This window comes from uncultured Spongiibacter sp., from assembly GCF_964011655.1.
In the GTDB taxonomy this organism is placed as follows: Bacteria; Pseudomonadota; Gammaproteobacteria; order Pseudomonadales; family Spongiibacteraceae; genus Spongiibacter; species Spongiibacter marinus.
In genome coordinates this window covers 1-17,965 of the sequence record NZ_CAXGPO010000022.1, presented here as the reverse complement: position 1 = coordinate 17,965, position 17,965 = coordinate 1, and the positions used below count along the sequence as shown (strand labels likewise).

Sequence of the window (17,965 nt, the reverse complement as noted above, 5' to 3'; positions counted from 1 at the left end):
CCCATTTCAACAGGCGCTATCGCAACAGCGCCGCCAAAATACTGCTCACCAACTCTCCCTGCCGGGTGCATGCCGTCTTCTGAAAAACCTGCTTTAACTGGTACCGCACAGTGCTTATCTTGCGCCCCAAGTGGTCGGCAATCGCCTGCAAATCCATGCCCGCTACTAAGTGCTCGCACACCTGTGACTCCGCCACCGTAAGTTCAAAATAGCCGGCAATTTGTTCGGCATTTGGTAACTGCCGGTGACCGGGCTCATAAATGGTAAGCAGCGCTCCGCCCGCCAATAACTCGCTGCTCTCTATCGGCCGCAAAACAAAGATCAGCGGTTGGCGACCGGTACGTTTTAAGAATAAGGTCTCGGTGTAATGCCCCTCGCGACCAATACTGGCGCGCACAACCTGTGTCGAGGCGAGAAAAAACGCGGACTGCAGCGCCGTCTCTGAAAAACTCAGGCGCTCATCGCGTATCGCCAGGCTGCGCTCGCGATCAAGCAATGCTCGCGCGGCCTTATTGGAGTGCAACACCGTGGAATAGCTGTCCAGCACTAACGTCGCATCGGGCAATACATCGATGACCGCAGCCAGGGATGACGACGCGTCGCTGCGCGATGCTAACTGCCGATTGAGGCCCACAGCCTGACGAATATAGGGAGCAAGACGGTTCAGAGCGCCAATTTCATGCGGCTGAAATGCACCCTGTTCCACGGTTCTTTGAATTGTCAGCAGCACACATTCATCCGCTGAGCTTTCTACAACAAGCCAAGCGGCATCGAGCATGCCCTGCTCTTCTTCCCAGCGTACAGAGCCCTCATCGGGGTTAGTCTCTTCGACATAGGTAAGCGCGGTCTGAAAAGCGCCTGGTGCCTGACGAATTGCCGTATTGATGACGATATCCACGGCAATCATGTCGCTGCCGATGTACCACTGCAACAACTCCTCAGAAAGGCCGTAGTACCAAACATTCTCCACCCGCAGGGGGTTGCGGCGAATAACCAACAGCTCAGCGGCTTCACCGCCAATAGACAGCGTCAACGTCTCGAGAAAGTGATGAAAACCCGCCGGATCAATCAGGGCACCGTAAAGGTGCTGAATCAACGCTGGCTCGTTGCTTAATGGTAGTGATTGCATCCCAAGTACTTGCGTAATGCCTGCTATAGCGTCCCGTCATCAGACCTGCCAGCTCATCCATGACGCTTGGGTCGATACCATATTGAACATTTACTGCCCCCACTCATCCACCGTGGGCAACGGCAACATGCCGCCGGATTATAGGCATGTGCCACTATGCTTGTCGCTGGCTTAGCAAGAAAAATTGAGAAGAGCTGAGAACTTACAATTGAAAAAGTAGGGGTTTCTTGCGACTGCGAGGACACAAAAATAGCGACGAAGCGTCGAGGGAACGGTTCAACGCTCGCTGGTTGCCAGCATCTTGCACAAAAGCGCCCGGCCTCGGCGTGGCACATCCGTACTGTGCGGTCACACCAATGACAGCTAGCTGTTCGTGACCGGCAAAGCCATTATCGGTGGAGACTATAGCGAGAGCTATTGAAGTAAGGCTTCATAAAATCAATAACTCCAACCTGGTGTATTTATTTGGCTCCTTTTTTATCATGACTTCATTAATCATGCATTAGTCATCCTACTGACTAAGGTCCGAAATCACTCTGCCAGCTTCCCGCTATCTGCCAGCGCCTCATATTTCATAGACATATAAACATAAATAGAAACCATATATATCAAATAAATAACATCAAATGGCCTGATTGAGGCCAATAACTCATGATTCCCGTAGCAGTAGCCAATCGAGCACGAATAGACCCCATAGACAGCCAGTAAAAATACCGATAAAAAGGCCACCAACTTCAGCTTCCGGCTAGGAAAGTAGTATTTTGAATAGAGCGCCATTGATAATACAAAAAATATACCCCCGAACAACATAACCTCTATATCATTTGATCGAAAAAATAATGGCAAAAGTGATATAGAAAGCGGTACAGAAAGCTGTTCGCGCTCATTGAGGGCTCTCATTTATTCCCACCCCATAAACAAATAATCCCAGAGGTCTAGATTGACGCCGTCGCTGTAGGGCCTTCTACCCAAAAAACGGAATGAAGGGTGCATAGCTCAATACATTTATTTCCACACCTGTATATTTTCACCATACACCTCCCTCGGCTAAAAATTAAAATTCATAATTATCGGTAAGGAATAACGCCACTATCCTAATACACCACAGCCGGATTGGGTTTCGGCGGCTCGCCTAAAGTCTCCCGGTAGGAGGGGCGGACACTGCCCTCGTCGGTTACGCCAAGTTCCCGCGCCAACTCTGCCCCGATCACGGTGTGGCCACTCAAGGCCTCTGCTTGGTTGCTGGTGGCCAAGGCATAGAGAATGTGACCGGTAAACTCCGGGCTCTCGGCAGTTTTGCTGAAGGCTTCGTATTGCGCTGGATTGACCTTGCTGGCAACAGCAGCGCGCTCGGTTTTGAGCGGCCCCATCCACACCGACAGGGTATTCACTCCCGAACCCCGCAAGTCTACGGCCATATCGTGGGCAAACTTATCCAGCCCGGCTTTCTGCGCGCCATAGGCGGGGCCGTGCATATAACAGGAGGCACCAAATGATGAGCCAAAAGCGATAAGCCCGCGCCCCTGCTCCACCATCATCTGCGCTGCATGCCAGCTGGCGATATAGGCCGAGCGCAATCCTACGTTGAGTATCTCGCAGGCCGAGATGTCTTTTTGCCAAAAGGGTTTCTGCTCAATGAGCTGCGGGTGCATATAGGTCGCGTTATTGACCAGTAGGTCAAGCCGCCCTTGCTCACGGCGAATTTGTTCAAACACCGCGGCCACGCGTTCGTCGTCACTGTGATCGCATAACACGGCAACACCCTTGCCACCCGCAGCCGTTACCGCAGCAGCAGTTTCCGCAACGGTGCCGGGCAATACCGAGCCATCCCAGGCTTTGGCATCGCCGGGCTCAACGGTGCGACCGGTAACATAAACCGTCATACCGTGAGCACCCAGCGCACGAGCGATGCCCGCGCCAGCGCCGCGACTCGCCCCCGTGACCAGCGCTACTTTTATCTCACTCACTTCGGGCCTCCTCATACTCTGTTAGTCGTTTCGCCGAGAAAATTCGGTGCCTCACCCGCCAACCCTGTGCGGTTTTCACCAGCCAGTCATAATAAGAGCCGAAGTGCATACAGTAGCCATCGCGACTTTTATCCTCGCGCGGCACCGGCGCAATAATGCGAAAAAATAGCCGCGCGCCATCACCGTCTTCCCGGGCATGGATGTTACACATCAAGTGGGCGAGTGGGTGCTGCCCCTCCTCCGCCATATAACGCTTTATCTCTGCAACACCTCGCAGGGTCACTAGGCCGCGCACTTCAAATACTGCGTCCTTGGTGAAGATTGAATCCATTTGCGCCCAGTCCCGATCGTCCACTGCGTCGCCGTACCGCCCTGGCAGTTCATGTAGCGCCAGTCGGTCAGCCAGGCTTAGCTCGTGTTTGCCTGTAGTCACCGTATTTCCCCACTCTCAGCTTATGCAACAGGCAATATAGCTATGCAGCAAGCGACACACATCGCCCAATAGCATCACAATTGACAACATTTCCATTCAAGACTGGCATCGCCCCTTCTAGAGGGTAAAATTGCGCCACCTGCACCCAGCAGCAGACGACACAACTAACCCACTGGAGCATTTTATGCCGCTAATCACTTTTATCTCTCACAACGGCGAGGCCCGCGAAGTCGAGGCCGAGAGCGGTCACAGCCTGATGCAAGCCGCACTCGACGGCGGTATCGATGACATTCTGGCCGAGTGCGGCGGCTCGTGCAGCTGCGCAACCTGCCACTGTTACATTGACGAACCCTGGCGCAGCAAACTGCCCGCAGCCGATGATATGGAACAAGGCATTCTCGACGGCGTACTCGAGCCCGAAGAGGGCAGCCGCTTAAGCTGCCAAATTGAGGTGCGCGACGACCTAGAAGGAATGGAAGTACGCCTGCCCGCCTCGCAATACTAAGCGCCTTGCTGACTGCCGCGATCGGCGTTACTGTGAAACGTAACAGCCGCCGACGCGGCCTTTAGTGGTATAGGCAAGTCCCTGGAATGAAGCACCCGGCAAAAACAATAATACTGAGCGCCACATTGCTCTTGAGCAGCGCCTGCAGCACACAGCCCACGCAACTCGAGCAATTTATTGCTGCCCCGGATAGCGATGCGGCTGCACAGCTGCTGCACCAGGAGGCGCTGTTCAACCGGCAACCCGCGCCCCTCAACACCCCGGACCAACACATTCTCGCGGTGACCGCAGAGATGCGTTACTTCGTCAACGAGCATGTGCCGCCGGTACTCACCCCGCGCGCCAGACTGCGCTATTTAGTCGATGCCATGGTGCGGCCCCAGCAATTGGGCATTCGCTACCAACCGGGTATTACCCAAAGTGCCGCGGACACCTTTGACGACCCACAAGGCGACTGCTTGTCGCTGAGTTTATTGTTTATAGCGCTGGCGCGAGAAGCAAAGCTGGATGTCTATTTTAATGAAGTCAGCGTGCCGCCTAGCTGGGAAATGCTGAGCAACAGCAGTTCAGCGATTTACAAACACATCAATGCCGTTGTCGACCTCGGCAATGGCCAACGCGAAGTTATCGACTTCAGCGTAGATATTTACGACTATCGCTATCCGCAAAAACGAGTCAGCGACGATATCGCCGCCGCGCAGTATTACAGCAACCTGGGCGTTGGCGCACTGAACAGCAAAAATTACGGCGACGCCTATCTCTACCTGCGCCGGGCGCTGTACCTCGGCCCTGACGAAGCCTATATTTGGGGTAACTTAGGCGTTCTGTTCCGCCGAGAAGGGCACAACGACGAAGCCGAGCTTGCCTTTCTAAAGGCGCTGAGTCTGGACCCGGAGGAGTCCGCATCACTCTCCAACTTGGCCCGGCTGTACCGCAGCAGTGGCCGCAAGGATCGCGCTAAGCAACTTGAGCAAGTCATTGAATCTCGACAGCGCGACAACCCTTTCTGGCACTACAGCCGTTCCCGCGCCGCCTTTGAAAGAGGCGACTATCCCCAAGCCTTGAATTCCATCAAACGCGCCATTCGACTGGACAAAAACGAGTATCGTTTTTATCAGTTTGCGGCCGTTATTTTTCGCAGCCAGGGCAATACCGACAAGTACCACGAATACGGCCTAAAGGCTGCTCACGCCAAACTCAAGCAGGGCAAATAGTCGGTCGGCGAGTCGCGTATTAATACCGTATAGCAATTCCGGGCATAAAAAAGGCGCCTCAGGGGCGCCTTAGTAAGGTTACTGACTTTATTTAGAATTCATATTCAATGCTAGCGCTAAAGGTCGTACCCACTTCCTCGCGGAACGTGGTCTTACCGTCGCGCTCGATTTCCAGCTCTTCATCCAGAATATTTTTCACCTTCACCTTCACGATAACGGACTGGTTCGGGTAGAAAGAATAGGTGGCATCCAATGAGTGGAAAGGCTGCTCAAAAGCGTCGGGCTCACCATTGCGACCGGCAAAGTAAAGGCGCTCGCCGAACACATTGTAAGACAGTGTTGCCGCGTGCATTTCGTCTGCCGAGTCAAACCCGAGAATCAAGTTCGCCGCATAGTCTGAGGCACCAACCAGGTCGCGCTTAGCATTGGTGGGCGCATCGGCATTGCTGCCGGCAACCAGCTCGGTATCCAGCAGAGTCAAGTTACCCTGAAGGAAGAAGGGGATAAGCGCATCGGAAAAGTCACCGAGGCTCTTCATAAACTCCACTTCTGCACCCAAAATCGTCGCGCTTTCGGCATTGACGATTTCAACAGCGGTGTTGGTGTCCCCCGCCGCAGCTTGGAACAGCTCAATCGGGTCACTGATGTCCTTGTAGAACAACGATGCGGTGAAGCTGTCGCTGTTACTAAAGAACCACTCCGCACGCAGGTCGTAGTTTTTAAACTGCGCCGGGCGAACATCGGGGTTACCGAACACCAGCGCGCCAGTCACTGGGTCCACGTAGCTGGAGTCAGCAATTTCACGCAGGTCCGGGCGAACCGTCGTTTCACTGTAGCCAAAGCGCAGCTGGAAGTCCTCGGCCCAGAAGCCGGGCAGCATGTACGTTGCCGCGAGCGAAGCGAAGGTATCGTCGTCGGTGAAGACGGCATTTTCGAGCTCGTCGATGATCGCTTGCTGACCACCGGACTCATTGCTCACGACAGGAATACCGTCAAAGTCGAGCGGATCCCAGGTCAAACCCACCTGCTGATAGTCTTCGTAGCGCAAACCAGCAACAACGCGCCAGGTATCCTGCCAGGTAACGTCGAGCTTACCGTAGTAGGCATCGACGCGGTTGGCGGCAATGTAACTTTCGGAGTTACTGCCAGCCACCTGGATTTGATAGCCATTGTTGGGGTCGAGAATATTCGCGTCACTGTAGACGCGATCCAGTGGGCCGCTGCGCACTGCATCCGATGCGTCCACTGAGCCCAGGCCGAACTGGGTCTGGCGATAGGTACGCGCCTTTTCCCAATACTCGTTACCACCGCTCAGCTCAACTTTCCAATCCATGCTGGAGAACGGCATTTTCACTTCCCAACCGTAGCTCTCAACTTCATCCTGGAGATCGGTAAAACGGTAGTCGGCAGCCGTCGCGTTTGCGGCAACGGTGGTGCTGCCATTCGGGCCTTCTACATGACGTGTCTGCACCGCAACTTCGTTGGGGATCTCAGTTGTCGATTCACTGTCGGAGTAGAACCAGTTAAAGCTCAAGCCTTCGGCAAAGGCCAACTGATCCCAGCCCAACTGCTCGCGACTCAACTCACCGAAAGTATGTTCACCGCGAATTTGGTTCACCACCAGCTCGCGCTGTTCAAAACGAATTCTGAACTGACGGTCCGAGATGTCCCCGCCCACAGGCTGATCGTTGTCATAACTATCGGTGACTGAGGTTTTGTCATCGGTGTTGCGAAGATAAAGGCTGGTTGTTTCCAGCGAGTGATCTTCGTTCAAGCGCAAACCAAAATTCAGGTTGGCAGCAATCGATGTGTTCTGCGTCGTCTCGTTTTTGAACTCGGCTTCGTCCTCGTCAGATACCGAACGCACTTCCGACGACTTATTGCGCCAGCTGCGGTCATAGGACAGCCCAGCCAACACGCCAAACTCAATCTCTTCGGCATCGCCAAGATAGAAACGGTTACCGGCGTTAACTTCAGCAGAGAAGTTATCGTCGTCATCAGTTTCGTAAATATCGATATTGCGATATAGGTTCAACGCCAACTCACGGTTGAGCTGTTCAGCATCGGCCAGTGTTGCATTGGGGTTTGACTGGCGCATATCGGCGAGAATATCGTTGCGATCAAGGCTACCGCCGTATTGACGCAGGGCTTGCTTGAGCTTGTAAGAAAGCGCTCGCGTGCCATCGTCGTTGCCATAAATATCGTCACTGCCGCCTTTGTAGGTCAGCAGCCGGCCGTCGGAGGCACTGTTGTAGTCCGTGCCAATCTCAAGGCTAAACACCAGATCACTGGGAATACCTTTAGTGCGTATGTCCACATTACCACCACCAAAAGCGGCCGGCATATCAGAAGAATGCACCTTCTGAACCGCCAGGCTCTCAACGATGGACGTTGGGAAAATATCCAGCGGAATAACACTGCGCGTCAGGTCTGGAGAGGGAACCACTGCACCGTTTAACAAGGTGCTTGAGTAACGCTCACCCAAACCGCGGACAAAAACAAACTTGTCATCAATTAAGGTAACACCGGGCACGCGGCGCAGCGCGGCAGCAACGGTTGAATCACCGATACGACCAATCGCCTCAGCCCCGAGAAAATCCACCGCGACTTCTTGCTCCAGCCGTTCAATCACCAGGTTTTCGGCGGTGCTCTTCAGGCGGCCAACAACAACCACTTCTTCCAGTGGCTTGTTAAAACTGAGGTCGCTGTCGGCCTCTTGCGCCACCGCCGAAACGGCGAGGCTAAGAGCGCTCAGGCTAAATGCCGGCAGCAACCCTTTTTTAATCATCTGCTTTTTCATCAGTAAAGACCTACTCGTATTTGACCTGTCTTCAACAGAAAGGGCGCCGTAAGGCGCCCTCTGTTTTACGGCTCTGGCGTTAGACTCTGCGTTCGCTTATTCGAACCACAGGCCTTGGCCGCGGTTAGCGGGGTCCAAGCCGTAGGCCCAACCCGCAGTCCAGTCATCGTCTTCGGTGACTGCGCCGATGAAGGCACGACCATCAGCGGGTGTTACTGTTGGGGCAGCACCATTCACTTTCATGTCGGCCAGTGGCAGCGAGTAGAAGCCTTTCAGGATTTCCAGATTGGCATTCGCATCTGCAGTGGGATCTTCACCCGCTTCCAGCGACTGGTATGTGTCGTTGCTGGCCTGCAAGAACTGCAGCTGTGTGGTGCCGTTGGGCAGATCATCACCGTCGGTCAGATCCTGACAAGCAATTATGCTGCTCTCAATTTTCAGATCGCCATCTTGAGCCGCTTTCAGGCCTTCGTTATCGATGCGCACACAGTAGTTGTAGTCGTCATCCGCCAGCTTCACATCGCCTTTGTAAGCGGTGGTGATCAAGGCATTTTGGATAGTTGGGAAATGCGCTTCACGAATACGCATGCCCTGACCGGGATCATGGGTACCAGTACCGTTTGGCTGACCACTCACCTCTGTCGCGGATACGATACAAGTCAGGTTCTTGATGGTTGCTTGCGAGTTCAAGCCGCGAGCGATGAAGTCATCAATGGTTGCCTGGTCTTTGCTTGAGTAGCTGCCGATACCGTCAGACTCTACACAGCGGTTGCCATCGTTCTCAGACTGAATAACCAGTGCGTAGTCGATCGTGCCGCGGTAGCCTTCATCGATATCGATAGAGTCGTCACGCACGTACATGCCGATGTAGTGACCCACGTTTACCGCACCACCAAAGAACTCGATGCCGTCGTCGTAAGTTGAGTAGGCTTGCAGGTAATCAACCGTGGTGCCCGATCCAACAGCGTTGAAAGAAATGCCGTTCAGCTCGTTGTCTTCCTCAACTTCGAAACCGGTGTGCTTAACAATGAAGTATTCCAGCGTACCCGAGCTATCTTCGTTGTTGTCACCGCCGTAATGCGTTTGGCCAGCGCCCGCTTTACCTTCTGCAGCAACGTGACAGTCACTGGTCGCCAAGTTGTTGTTCGCAAAAGAGCCGGTGTAAGAACACTTATTGGTGACACCGAAGCCGTTAATGATCAAACCGCCCCACTGTTGCACGTCCTCAGCGCCAACGGAATCTTCCACAGCATCTGACACTGACGTGATAGTGATGGGCGCGTTCATCTCGCCTTCTGCGATGATTTGTGAACCGCGGTTAATCACCATGTAATCGTCGCTAGACTGGAAGGCCAACGTAGTGCCAGCTTCGATCTGAATGCTTGCACCGTCACCACCCTTGGTGATGCCTGCTGCATTCAAGTCTGCATCGTTATCGTAGTTTTTACCCACTACCAGGCTATCGCGGAAGATGTGCACACCGCCGTTGCTCAGCTTGGCAAATACAACCGGGTTGCCGGCAGGCGTTTCGATCGGGTTGGTCAGGCTCACGAAGTCAGGACCGTAGATGCAGTTCACACCGTCCAGGCTGCCTTGCTGGGTTACGCCGTTATCGCTGTAAGACGCACAGGCATTGGAAGGCGTACCACCACCATTCCCGGTGCTGTTGTCTACAGAGTTGTTTTGGGCGTTGATATTAATATCACCGCCGCCACCACAGCCTACCAGCGCCATCGCTGAGGCCATTGCTGTCATTGCGAAAAGCTTTTTCATGGGAACTTATCTCCGGAACCTTTTAAATAGGGCATAGCTTGTTGTCGTTGAGGCGTATGTTAGGCAGGCAAAGTGACAACTCAGTGAATAAACTATGACGAAAATGTTTCAGCCGGTGTTTTTTGCTTATTTTTTAGACAAAGCCGCCATAAGAAGCTAATTTGTATTTGAATAACAAGACCTTAGAGAACAACGCAGGGGCTCAGCGAGCCCCTGCCTGGCAAAAAACAGGGAGTAATGCCACCTGCAAGTCATAAAAATGTCATAAAACAGAAATACACTTGTCGCCGGTTTGTAACATAAGTGCCACTTCTTTCATTTTGGGTGCCTAAACAATGAAAACGATCTCTTCTTTAGCATGCAGCGCATCAATTGCAGCCTGCCTTGTAACCAGCCACGCCTTCGCCGATAACCAGCAGGACTCCGCCCTACTGAAGCTTCTACAAGAAAAAGGCATTATCAGTGCCGAGGAAGCGCAATCACTGCAGGCCGAACAAGCGCGACGCGCACAACAGCAAGCGACCGTCAGCATGGGCAGCAAAGGCCTGAAGATTGAAAGTGCGGACAAGCAAGCCAGCATACAAATTGGCGGTCGCCTGCACGCCGACTACGCCACACACGACCACGAAGCGTTCGCCAACCAGGAAGATGCAATTGACGGCACACAAATCCGCCGCGCTCGTCTCTACGCTAAAGGCAAACTGAACGGTCGCTGGAAGTACGTATTGGAAAGTGACTTCGCGGGCAATAAGGTCAGCGTTAAAGACGCCAACCTGAGTTACAAGCTGACCTCTGCCCCCATCACACTGACTGTCGGTAACCAAAAGCATGCGGTCAGCATGGAAGTAGAAGAAAGCTCTAACGACATAATGTTCACCGAGCGCTCACTGGTTGCTGCACTCACCACGCCCTACTTTGACCGCGCCATTGGCATCACAGCAGCCAGCGGTGGCAGCAACTGGCACGCTAAAGCCGGTTTGTTCGGCGACGGCATTTCTAACAATGATGCCGATGAAGGCCACGGTTTCGGCGCGCGCGCCAGCTTCGCCCCGGTTCTGAATGACAATACCGTTGTCCACGTGGGTGCATCTTATGGCCTGCGCAAAACCAGCGACGACGGTTTGGCGAATGGCAAGAGCCCCTCGTTCTCATATAAAACCACTAACTTCTCTGACCTTAAGCCCGTGAACGCCAGCGTTGCCGACATGGACAAGGTCGAGATAGGCGTTTTCGAATTTGCCGCCATGCACGGTGCGTGGTCGGTACAAAGTGAGATTGCAGCGAACAATGTTAGCCGTGACAGTGGCGACGACCTGAGCTTTTCCGCGCACTACGTGCAACTCGGCTACAGTATCTTTGGTGGTCAACGCCGCTACAAAGCGTCTGAAGGCGAATTTAAGTACTTCAATGTGAACACGCCATTCAATGCCAGCACCGGCGATTGGGGCGCATTGGAAGTCGCTGCACGCTTTGATCAAATTGATCTGGAAGATGACAATATCAGTGGCGGCGAAGCCAAGCGCTTTACCCTGGGCTTGAACTGGTATCTGAGCCGCAACATGCGCGTGCTGTTTGATTACAGCCGCAGCTACGACCTGGACGGCGGCGCGATCCAGAACGATAAAGGCGAGGTTGCTGACAATATAGACAGCTTTGCTATCCGCACACAGTGGGCGTTCTAAGCTAACGACCCCGGAAACAAAAAAGGCCATGCAGCAATGCATGGCCTTTTTTTATCACTCGATCTTGGCAGCAAAGCCTGAGATCGCCGCCGCTTACTTAGGCGAAGGGGTGGCGCAGTACGATAGTTTCAACGCGGTCTGGGCCGGTGGACACGATATCGATGGGCACATTCAACAACGCCTCAATGCGCTTGATATAGGCGCGGGCATTGTCGGGCAGCTCATCCAGCGACTTGGCACCCACTGTCGACTCAGACCAGCCCGGCAGTTCCTCATACACTGGCGTGATTTGATCGTAGTCCTCACAATCAAATGGCGCAGAAATCGACTCGCCCGCAGCATTGCGATAGTCCACGCATACCTTCACGATATCCAGGCCGTCGAGCACATCCAGCTTCGTCAGGCACAAGCCGGTTACACTGTTGATGCGCACTGATTGACGCAGGGCGACCGCATCAAACCAACCACAGCGGCGGGCACGACCGGTGGTTGCACCAAATTCATGCCCCTGCTTGGCCAGGTGCTCGCCCACACTGTCGGACAATTCCGTCGGGAACGGACCACTGCCCACACGCGTGGTATAGGCCTTGGTGATACCCAGCACGTAATCCAAATACAGCGGACCAAAACCACTACCGGTCGCCGTGCCGCCCGCGGTGGTATTGGACGAGGTGACAAAGGGGTAGGTACCGTGGTCGATATCCAGCAATGATCCCTGAGCACCTTCAAACAAGATGTTGGCGCCCTCTTCGCGGTAGGCGTGCAAGGCACTGGTAACATCGACAACCATCGGGCGAAGCTGCTCAGCCATTTGCAGGGCTTCTTTCAAGGTTTTTTGATAATCAACCGCCTCTGCCTTGTAGTACTGCGTCAGAGTAAAGTTGTGATACTCCATCACTTCTTTCAGCTTTTCGGCGAAGCGCTCGGCATTAAATACATCACCCAGGCGCAAGCCTCGGCGCGCCACTTTATCTTCGTAAGCCGGGCCGATACCGCGGCCGGTCGTACCAATCTTGGCAGCGCCACGTGCTATCTCGCGGGCATTATCCAAAGCGATGTGATAAGGGAGAATCAGCGGGCAAGCGGGGCTTAAACGCAGGCGCTCGCGAACTGGTACACCACGCTCTTCGAGCTCGGCCATTTCTTTGAGCAGGGCTTCTGGCGACAGCACCACACCGTTGCCAATCAGGCAGGTGACGCCTTCGCGCAAGATACCTGATGGAATCAAGTGAAGAACGGTTTTCTCACCGTCAATAACCAGAGTATGGCCGGCGTTATGGCCACCCTGAAACCGGGCGACCGCATTGGCCTGATCCGTCAGCAGATCGACGATCTTGCCTTTGCCTTCATCACCCCACTGGGTGCCCAATACCACTACATTCTTACTCATATCCGCATCTCTGGATAACAGGTTGTGACTTAACCCAGTGGCTGTACTTGCCACTGGCCGTTCTGTTCAATTAATTGGCGATCACACGCTTCGCTAGGCTGCTGCCCCGGCAAACCCGCGACGACCTTTTCGCCCGCGTCTCGCAGCTGCTGTATTGCTTGCCACTGCTCAGCCGAGTCGCTGTGCGCCGCGAAAATTCCCTTCACTTCAGCCGGTGCCGCAACCAGTGACAGCAGGGCTTTTAGATCAAGACTAAAACCGATAGCCGAGCGCGCGCGACCAAATACCTTGCCAATATCGTCATAGCGACCACCGGAGGCCAGCGCCTGTCCGTGCTCACTCACCAGCGCCGAAAACACCAAACCGGTGTGATAGTGGAAACCTCGGAGTTCGGCCAAGTCGAAGTAGAAACTGAGGGACGGCATGCGCGCCATGAGGCGCTGCTGCAACGACTGCAGAGCGTGGATAGCGTCAACCGCAGCCGGAATATTGGCGAACAATTCAAGGCCGCGTTGCAATACATCATCGCCGCCGTGCAGGGCATTCAGGCCACTCAGCTGTCTAGCCGTTTCGCCATCGACCGCCAGCTCATCAATAAAGGTCCCTAATTCGGCAACGGCCTTGCGCTGTAATATGTCGAAATAGCGCTGCTCTTGCTCGTCACTGAGACCAGCGGCATCGACCACCGCCTGATAGACCGCCACGTGACCGATATCTAAGGTCAACTCGCTGAGGCCGGCAACGTGCAGCGTTTCCAGCATCAGACAAATAATTTCCAGGTCACTGGCCTGACTGTTGTCGCCGTATAACTCTGCACCGAGCTGGATCGGCGAGCGCGAAGCCAGTGGCTTCTTCGGCCGGGTGTGCAGCACACTGCCCGCATAACAGAGACGCACCGGGCCTTCACGTTTTAAGCTGTGGGCATCAATACGCGCCGCCTGGGGGGTAATGTCTGCGCGCAGCCCCATCAGCCGACCGGTCAGCTGATCGGTGACCCGGAAGGTCATCAGGTCAATGTCGCTGCCCAAGCCAACCAGCAGTGACTCGGTGTATTCCAACATGGGCGGAACGATCAACTCGTAGCCCCAACGCTGGTATAGGTCTAGCAGTTTGCGGCGCAGGCTCTCTACCTGCTGAGCCTGTTCAGGCAGCAGTTCTTCCACTCCATCCGGGAGCAGCCAACGATCAACCAGGGTCATAAATCCACAATCTCTTGAAGTCAGCGCAAGACGCTCAGCATTAGCAGGCCGGTCACCATACTCAGCAGGCCCACCCACCTAACAGAACGGCTGTCTAAATCAGCCATGCGATAGGCCAGCATGCGCCAGCGGTCAGGACTCAGAAAGGGCAAAATGCCTTCAATGATCAGCACTAAGCTGAGGGCCACTGCCAATTCCTGCCACATTGATCCCACCCGCTAAAAACAAAAAATCCGCGCCAGGAAACGTGCTGCTTGCATGTCCCCTGCCCGGATTCGCGGATGATACCACAATCGCCGCCAATGGCGGCATTGGCAGGGCGCATTCGACGCGCCGCTGCCAACTAGTCACATTACTTTACGCTGCCCTTTCTCAGATAGCGGAAGAATTCGCTGTCACTGTCCAGTACCAGCAGGTCGCCATCACCAGAGAATGACGCTTTGTACGCAGTAAGGCTGCGGACGAAGGCATAAAACTCGGGGTCGGCATTGTAGGCAGACGAGTAAATTTGTGCCGCCTGGGCGTCACCCTCACCGCGAATGACTTCCGCATCGCGGTAGGCGTTGGCTGCAATGATGGTGCGCTCGCGGTCCGCTGTGGCGCGAATTTTCTCGGCCAGCTCGCGCCCTGTTGAGCGCTGCTCGCGTGCCTCGCGCTCACGCTCTGACTTCATCCGATCAAATACCGACTGACTTACCTGTGAAGGCAGGTCGATACGCTTCACCCTGACATCGACCAACTCGATCCCGAATTCCGCCATCGTGATCTTGTTCAGCTCAGAGGTCAGATCCGTCATCAGCATGTCGCGCTCACCGGACACCACCTCGTGGAAGGTGCGCTCACCGAATTTATTCCGCAGGCCGGTGTTGATACGTTGAGCCAGCAGACCCTCGGCGCGAATTTCCTCGCCGTTGGTGGCGGTGTAAAACGTTTCCGTGTCGGCAACACGCCACTTGGCATAGAAGTCTACGTCCAAGGGCTTCTTCTCATTCGTGAGAAAACGCTGGGTTGGCGCATCCAAGGTTAAGATCCGACGCTCAAATTTGCGCACCACGTGCACAAACGGGGTTTTAACACCTAAACCGACCGCCACATCTGGGTCGACAATCTCACCGAACTTGAGCATTACCGCTCGCTCGGTTTCCTTGACAATAAACAGGGAGTTATAGCCAACGACCAATACCGCCAGCGCTAACAGTAATACCGTAAATTGACGATTTGCCATGATCAACGTCCCTCCCGGCGGCTAAACTGACTGTCCCGGCGCAACTGCTCTACAACCTTGTCGGTCAGCTGGCGAATATCCACCTCTTGGTCACGCATCGGACGAGAGGCCGCACGCTGGTTGGCCAACTTGTCTAAGGGCAGATACATCATATTGTTGCCACCCTCTACGTCGACCATCACCTTGCTTGAATCTGCGTAGAGCGCCTGCAAAGCATCAATGTACAAGCGCTCACGAGTTACCTTTGGTGACTTCTTGTACTCTGCCACCAACTCGCTAAAGCGCTGGGCCTCACCCTCGGCCTTGGCAATGACTTGCTCTTTGTATGCCTGAGCTTCTTCGAGTTGACGTTGTGCCGCACCACGCGCCTCGGGGATGATGCCGTTGGCATAGGCCTCGGCCTCGTTCTTGAGTCGCTCACGGTCTTCCTTCGCCCGCGTTACATCGTCAAACGCGTCCTGCACTTGCGACGGCGGCTGAGCGTCTTCGATATTCACTTTCGCCACCTGGATGCCGCTTTGGTAGGCAGTGAGGTAGTTCTGCATACGAGCCTGCGTTTCAATGGCGACCTGCTCACGCCCTTCAGTGATCACCTGATCCATTTTCGAGCTACCCACCACGTGGCGGAGCGCACTTTCCAGCGCGTGTTCCAAGCTCAATTCAGGACGCTTCACTTTCAGCAAAAAGTTAGCGGGATCCGAAACGGTGTACTGCACAGAGACTGAAATATCGACAATATTTTCGTCCTCAGTCAGCATTTGCCCGCGACTCGCGGCCGCACGAACCTTGGTGACGTTAATAATATTCACATCGTCGATAATCGGCGGCGCCCAACGCAAACCCGGCATCACCGTTTGTTGGTAGACACCCAGGCGCAACACCACCGCGCGCTCTTGCTGGTCTACCTGATAAAAACCAAATAGCGCCCACACTGCAACGGCCAACACCGCGAGGGCACCAATGCTGCCCATTCCCAGTTTTACGCCGCCGCCATTTCCACCCTGGCCACCACTGCCACCACCGAAGAGGCTATTGAGCCGCTCTTGCAACTTTTTCAGCGCCTCGTCTAAGTCCGGCGGCCCTTGATTTTTGCCACCCCAAGGGTCGTTATCGCGACCACCACCCGGTTCATTCCAGGCCATAGTTTTCTCCTGTCCGTATGTCATTGCCCGCTTTCCGAAGAAAGCCAATGGCAGATTAAGACGCCAAGCTGTTGATTAGAGGGGCAGTCTAGCAGATTTACCCTGCCCTGCTAACGCCGTGTAGACGACATTTCGTCACTGCTTTGCTGGATGTTGAGCGACGCTTCGCTCAGCGACTCAGCGGCTAAAAAACGTTGCCAATCGACCGACGGTAAGCGCAATTTCAGGTGAAAGCGCCCCGCTTCGTCGAGCTGTTCAGACTGAATCGCATTGAGTTGATAGAGCCTGGCACGCAAGCGGCCGTCGCTGGCATTGAGCACAAGCTCTGGCTCCACGATATCGCCACTGAGAATTTCTGCCAGCGCGTCACCCAACAGCTCCAGCCCTTGCTGGCGCTGCGCCGACAGCCACACCCGTGTCACATCACCGTGCTCGTTTCTTTCGATACGCGGCGTTGTACCCAATAGATCGGTTTTGTTATACACCTCCAGCACAGGAATGCTGTCGGCACCAATCTCTTCCAATACATTCTTTACTTGCCGGACATTGTCACTGCGCTCCGGGTCTGCACAGTCGACCACGTGAACCAACAAATCCGCCAGCGTCGCCTCTTCCAGCGTTGCACGAAAAGCCTCCACCAGCTTATGCGGCAAGTGGCGGATAAAACCCACCGTATCTGCCAGCACGACCGGCCCCACATCGTCGACTTGAATGCGACGCAGCGTAGGATCCAGGGTGGCGAACAACTGATCCGCGGCGTAGACCTTTGACTCAGTGAGCACATTGAACAAAGTGGACTTGCCCGCATTGGTGTAGCCGACCAGGGATACCGCAGGAATATCGGCGCGCTGCCGCGCCCGGCGCGCCTGGTCTCGCTGACGCCGAACCTTCGATAAGCGCGATTGAATGCTTTTGATACGTGCACGCAGTAGGCGACGGTCGGTTTCAAGCTGGGTTTCACCCGGGCCGCGCAGACCGATACCGCCCTTCTGCCGCTCAAGGTGAGTCCAGCCACGAATCAGGCGAGTAGACATGTGCTCGAGCTGAGCGAGTTCGACTTGGAGTTTACCTTCGTGGGTACGGGCTCGCTGGGCGAAAATATCCAGAATCAGACCGGTACGGTCGAGAACGCGACACTGAAGTTCGCGCTCAATATTTCGCTCTTGGCTTGGCGACAGCGCATGGTTAAACAGTACCAGCTCGCCGTCGTGGTCTTGCAGAGCTTGACGAATTTCCGCGAGCTTTCCCGACCCAACGAAAGATCGGGGGTCGGGATGCTGACGCTGCCCCGTAATGAACGCAACGGGATCACCGCCCGCCGAGGTAACGAGCTGAACAAATTCGTCGGCGTCTTCACGCTCATCCTCACTATTAAGGTTCAGGTGAACAAGTATTGCCCGCTCACCTGAGTTGGGTCGTTCAAAAAGCAAGAATGAACCTCAATAATACCGCGCGAATTATTCGCTTTCTTGCTCGTCGTCTTCTGGCGGATGAGCCATCGGCAGG

15 protein-coding genes are annotated in these 17,965 nt (G+C 54.6%); 3 read left to right on the top strand and 12 right to left on the bottom strand.

The features are described from left to right. Nucleotides 1-16: 16 nt before the first annotated feature. From ABNS66_RS10725 to ABNS66_RS10710, 4 genes are all read right to left on the bottom strand, one after another. Nucleotides 17-1,129: a hypothetical protein gene (locus ABNS66_RS10725; RefSeq protein ID WP_286837788.1), complete on the bottom strand. Its 1,113-nt coding sequence runs from the start codon at nucleotides 1,127-1,129 to the stop codon at nucleotides 17-19. A 531-nt stretch (nucleotides 1,130-1,660) separates the two neighbouring features. Then, nucleotides 1,661-2,029 (bottom strand): hypothetical protein, encoded by a 369-nt coding sequence (locus tag ABNS66_RS10720; protein ID WP_286837786.1) that lies wholly within the window; start codon nucleotides 2,027-2,029, stop codon nucleotides 1,661-1,663. 194 nt (nucleotides 2,030-2,223) lie between these two features. Then, nucleotides 2,224-3,096 carry an SDR family NAD(P)-dependent oxidoreductase gene (locus ABNS66_RS10715; protein WP_286837785.1) on the bottom strand — a complete coding sequence of 291 codons (873 nt, stop codon included), beginning with the start codon at nucleotides 3,094-3,096 and terminating at the stop codon, nucleotides 2,224-2,226. Then, on the bottom strand, nucleotides 3,089-3,529 hold the full coding sequence (locus ABNS66_RS10710; RefSeq protein ID WP_286837783.1) for a nuclear transport factor 2 family protein: 441 nt from the start codon (nucleotides 3,527-3,529) through the stop codon (nucleotides 3,089-3,091). The genes ABNS66_RS10715 and ABNS66_RS10710 overlap by 8 nt, the downstream gene beginning before the upstream one ends. Nucleotides 3,530-3,713: 184 nt before the next feature. Between ABNS66_RS10710 and ABNS66_RS10705 the strand changes: the two genes are divergently transcribed. Both ABNS66_RS10705 and ABNS66_RS10700 read left to right on the top strand, forming a co-directional pair. Beyond that, a complete protein-coding gene (locus ABNS66_RS10705) occupies nucleotides 3,714-4,034 on the top strand; it encodes a 2Fe-2S iron-sulfur cluster-binding protein (protein WP_027874112.1) in 321 nt (106 codons plus the stop codon). An 86-nt stretch (nucleotides 4,035-4,120) separates the two neighbouring features. Then, nucleotides 4,121-5,248, top strand: a complete 1,128-nt coding sequence (locus ABNS66_RS10700; RefSeq protein WP_286837782.1) for a tetratricopeptide repeat protein — start codon at nucleotides 4,121-4,123, stop codon at nucleotides 5,246-5,248. 91 nt (nucleotides 5,249-5,339) lie between these two features. On the opposite strand, the gene ABNS66_RS10695 is transcribed toward ABNS66_RS10700, so the two are convergent. Both ABNS66_RS10695 and ABNS66_RS10690 read right to left on the bottom strand, forming a co-directional pair. Then, nucleotides 5,340-8,048, bottom strand: coding sequence for a TonB-dependent receptor (locus ABNS66_RS10695; protein ID WP_286837780.1), 2,709 nt, complete (start codon nucleotides 8,046-8,048; stop codon nucleotides 5,340-5,342). A gap of 96 nt (nucleotides 8,049-8,144) precedes the next feature. Next, on the bottom strand, nucleotides 8,145-9,821 hold the full coding sequence (locus tag ABNS66_RS10690; RefSeq protein WP_286693961.1) for a serine/threonine protein kinase: 1,677 nt from the start codon (nucleotides 9,819-9,821) through the stop codon (nucleotides 8,145-8,147). A gap of 335 nt (nucleotides 9,822-10,156) precedes the next feature. Between ABNS66_RS10690 and ABNS66_RS10685 the strand changes: the two genes are divergently transcribed. Then, the gene (locus ABNS66_RS10685) at nucleotides 10,157-11,503 is read left to right on the top strand and encodes a porin (RefSeq protein ID WP_286837779.1); all 1,347 of its coding nucleotides are present in this window, start codon (nucleotides 10,157-10,159) and stop codon (nucleotides 11,501-11,503) included. 97 nt (nucleotides 11,504-11,600) lie between these two features. Here the strand turns inward: ABNS66_RS10685 and ABNS66_RS10680 are convergent, their stop codons facing one another. The 6 genes from ABNS66_RS10680 to hflX all read right to left on the bottom strand — a co-directional run bounded on the left by ABNS66_RS10680 (nucleotide 11,601) and on the right by hflX (nucleotide 17,889). After that, nucleotides 11,601-12,893, bottom strand: a complete 1,293-nt coding sequence (locus ABNS66_RS10680) for an adenylosuccinate synthase (protein ID WP_286837777.1) — start codon at nucleotides 12,891-12,893, stop codon at nucleotides 11,601-11,603. 29 nt (nucleotides 12,894-12,922) lie between these two features. Next, nucleotides 12,923-14,092: an ATP phosphoribosyltransferase regulatory subunit gene (locus ABNS66_RS10675; protein ID WP_286837776.1), complete on the bottom strand. Its 1,170-nt coding sequence runs from the start codon at nucleotides 14,090-14,092 to the stop codon at nucleotides 12,923-12,925. A gap of 20 nt (nucleotides 14,093-14,112) precedes the next feature. Further along, nucleotides 14,113-14,280 carry a DUF2065 domain-containing protein gene (locus tag ABNS66_RS10670; protein ID WP_338061844.1) on the bottom strand — a complete coding sequence of 56 codons (168 nt, stop codon included), beginning with the start codon at nucleotides 14,278-14,280 and terminating at the stop codon, nucleotides 14,113-14,115. Nucleotides 14,281-14,444: 164 nt separating this feature from the next. Next, nucleotides 14,445-15,317 carry a protease modulator HflC gene (gene hflC, locus ABNS66_RS10665; RefSeq protein WP_204996182.1) on the bottom strand — a complete coding sequence of 291 codons (873 nt, stop codon included), beginning with the start codon at nucleotides 15,315-15,317 and terminating at the stop codon, nucleotides 14,445-14,447. Nucleotides 15,318-15,319: 2 nt separating this feature from the next. Then, a complete protein-coding gene (hflK, locus tag ABNS66_RS10660; RefSeq protein WP_286837773.1) occupies nucleotides 15,320-16,459 on the bottom strand; it encodes an FtsH protease activity modulator HflK in 1,140 nt (379 codons plus the stop codon). A 110-nt stretch (nucleotides 16,460-16,569) separates the two neighbouring features. Further along, complete coding sequence (gene hflX, locus ABNS66_RS10655) at nucleotides 16,570-17,889, bottom strand: ribosome rescue GTPase HflX (RefSeq protein ID WP_286837771.1); 1,320 nt, start codon at nucleotides 17,887-17,889, stop codon at nucleotides 16,570-16,572. Nucleotides 17,890-17,965 lie beyond the last annotated feature (76 nt).

Coding starts and splice junctions, on each gene's coding strand:
- ABNS66_RS10695 (WP_286837780.1), bottom strand. CDS start 8,048: ATGAAAAAGCAGATGATTAAAAAAGGGTTGCTGCCGGCATTTAGCCTG.
- ABNS66_RS10720 (WP_286837786.1), bottom strand. CDS start 2,029: ATGAGAGCCCTCAATGAGCGCGAACAGCTTTCTGTACCGCTTTCTATA.
- ABNS66_RS10690 (WP_286693961.1), bottom strand. CDS start 9,821: ATGAAAAAGCTTTTCGCAATGACAGCAATGGCCTCAGCGATGGCGCTG.
- hflC (WP_204996182.1), bottom strand. CDS start 15,317: ATGGCAAATCGTCAATTTACGGTATTACTGTTAGCGCTGGCGGTATTG.
- hflK (WP_286837773.1), bottom strand. CDS start 16,459: ATGGCCTGGAATGAACCGGGTGGTGGTCGCGATAACGACCCTTGGGGT.
- ABNS66_RS10680 (WP_286837777.1), bottom strand. CDS start 12,893: ATGAGTAAGAATGTAGTGGTATTGGGCACCCAGTGGGGTGATGAAGGC.
- ABNS66_RS10700 (WP_286837782.1), top strand. CDS start 4,121: ATGAAGCACCCGGCAAAAACAATAATACTGAGCGCCACATTGCTCTTG.
- ABNS66_RS10675 (WP_286837776.1), bottom strand. CDS start 14,092: ATGACCCTGGTTGATCGTTGGCTGCTCCCGGATGGAGTGGAAGAACTG.
- ABNS66_RS10685 (WP_286837779.1), top strand. CDS start 10,157: ATGAAAACGATCTCTTCTTTAGCATGCAGCGCATCAATTGCAGCCTGC.
- ABNS66_RS10705 (WP_027874112.1), top strand. CDS start 3,714: ATGCCGCTAATCACTTTTATCTCTCACAACGGCGAGGCCCGCGAAGTC.
- ABNS66_RS10725 (WP_286837788.1), bottom strand. CDS start 1,129: ATGCAATCACTACCATTAAGCAACGAGCCAGCGTTGATTCAGCACCTT.